The organism is Arthrobacter sp. SPT-J7 (genome assembly GCF_059089965.1).
The window spans coordinates 1-2,180 of record NZ_JBNHFF010000365.1 but is presented as its reverse complement, the minus strand read 5'-3'; the positions used below and the strand labels follow the sequence as shown (position 1 = coordinate 2,180).

The following is a 2,180-nucleotide window of genomic DNA, read 5'->3' as shown; positions in this document are numbered from 1 at the left end:
CGGCGGTGCGGATATCCGCACGGGTCATCAGGAAGTTCACCACGGCGTGCAGGGCTGCGGCGATTCCTACGCCAGCCAGGATGAGCCGGTTGCCGGCGGCATCGCCACGGTTGGTTCCGCGCATCGCCCCGCCGCTGGAGATCGCGTAAATGATGGCGGCCACGCCGAGCGCGCCGCCAAGCGCAGCACCGGAGACCGCCGCGCCGGAGGCGCCGAATACCACGATGGACACCACGGCGGCAGCACTGGCGCCATAACTGATGCCGATGATGTCAGGGCTGGCCAGCGGGTTGCGCAGCATGGTCTGGAACAGGGCGCCGGCCAGGCCGAATGCGAGGCCGATCATGGTGCCCATGACAGCCCGCGGCAGCTTGTTCTCCATCACGATGAAGCTTGCGCCGGGGATTTTCTCGCCGCCGGTCAGGTGCGCGAAGAGGATCTTAAAGAAGTCCGGGACGGTGACCGTGTAGCTGCCGAGCAGGATGGAAACAGCGAACAGGATCACGACGGCGGCTGCCAGGATGGCGGTCCGGTGCAGCAGCAGCCTCCCCTGGCGTTGCCGTGCCACTTTTGGTGCCCTGGGCCCTGTACTGGCGGCGGCTAGTGTGAGTGCAACAGGGTTTTCAGCGGGGTTCCTGTCCTGGGCGAGAGTCACAGGCCGGCCCCCTTGCTCCGGCGGATAAGCCATACGAAGACCGGCGCCCCAATGAGGGCGGTCATGATGCCTGCCGGGACTTCGCCCGGAAGAAGCACCACGCGGCCGATAATGTCCGCGCCGAGGAGCAGCACCGGTGCCAGCACCAGCGAGAACGGCAGGATCCAGCGGTAGTCCGGGCCCGTGACGAAACGGACAGCATGCGGGATGACCAGGCCAATAAAACCAATGGGGCCGGCCAACGCGGTGGCCGAACCGCACAGCAGCACGATTCCGAGGGCGGTGATGCCGCGGACCAGGCCTACCCGCTGGCCGAGGCCGCGGGCAATGTCATCACCGAGCGCCAGGCTGTTGAGGATACGGCCAGCCAGCAGCACGATCAGCGCCCCGGCGGCGAGGAACGGCAGGCCGGGCAGCACTACGGACCAGTCCCGTCCTGCCACTCCGCCCACCTGCCAGAAGCGGAACCTGTCCAGGGTGTCCTGGCTGGAGACAAGGATGACGTTCATGAGCGAGAAGAGGCCGGCATTCAGCGCTGCGCCTGCCAGGGCGAGCTTCACCGGGGTGGCGCCGTCCCGGCCCAGGGAAGCGATGAGGTAGACCACGACGGCGGCAACGGCTGCCCCGACGAACGCGAACCAGATGTAGCCGGAGAAGGTGGCAACACCAAAAACGTAGATGCCTGTCACCACAGCCAGGGCAGCCCCGGCATTCACGCCCATAATGCCGGGATCGGCCAGCGGATTGCGCGCCACACCCTGCATGGCTGCGCCCGCAAGGCCGAGGGCTCCCCCGGCGAGGATGCCAAGGACGGTCCGCGGGATGCGGGCATGCACCACGGCGTGGTCGCCGTTGGCGGGATCAAACGTGGTGAGCGCCTGCCACACGGTGCCCAGGGACAGTCCCCTGGCGCCGATGGCCAGTGACGCCCCGCCCAAAACTGCAAGCACGACGATGGCGGCCAGCAGCCAGGCGGCGCGCTTCCCCCCGAAAGCGTGGCTGCGGGACGGACCACCAGGTCCTTGTGCCGGCACCGGAGTGCCGCCACCCCCCTGCCCGGGGGCCGCCGTCATCGTACTGTTCGTCATGGAAAGGTGCTTACTTCACTGCGTCCGCTGCGGTGGCCAGCTGCGGCAGGAACGTGTCCAGCGACCACGGCAGGCTCAGCGGGGAAGCAGCAGAGATGGACAGCGTCAAGGTGTTGTCCGGGTCGGCAACCAGGGCGCCGTTCTTGATGGCCGGGATCTGGCTGAGCAGCGGATCCGACTTGATCGCGTCCGTGGTGGAGGCATCCGGAACCCACGTCACGAACACGTCGGACTGAAGCTCGTTGGCCTTCTCCGCGGACCACGGGATGAAGAATTTCTCAGAGCCCTTGGAGTTGTCTTCAACCACCGGAGCAAGCTTCATGCCGATTTCCGAGAGGAAGCGGGGGCGGTTGTCATTGGCGGTGTAGACATTGACGCCGTCGCCCTTGGCAGGCTCGAGGTTGCCGTAGATAAAGCTCTTGCCCTCAATCTGCGGG

Annotated in this window: 3 protein-coding genes; all 3 read right to left on the bottom strand. The window is 66.7% G+C overall.

The window, feature by feature from the left end:
- Positions 1–568 (bottom strand): iron chelate uptake ABC transporter family permease subunit (locus tag AC5RWX_RS32690; protein WP_494100322.1); only part of this gene is annotated, 568 nt, incomplete at its 3' end.
- Positions 569–651: 83 nt separating this feature from the next.
- Positions 652–1,743: a FecCD family ABC transporter permease gene (locus AC5RWX_RS32685; protein ID WP_494100321.1), complete on the bottom strand. Its 1,092-nt coding sequence runs from the start codon at positions 1,741–1,743 to the stop codon at positions 652–654.
- A 10-nt stretch (positions 1,744–1,753) separates the two neighbouring features.
- A partial coding sequence (locus AC5RWX_RS32680; RefSeq protein ID WP_494100320.1) for a TroA family protein occupies positions 1,754–2,180 on the bottom strand: 427 nt, incomplete at its 5' end.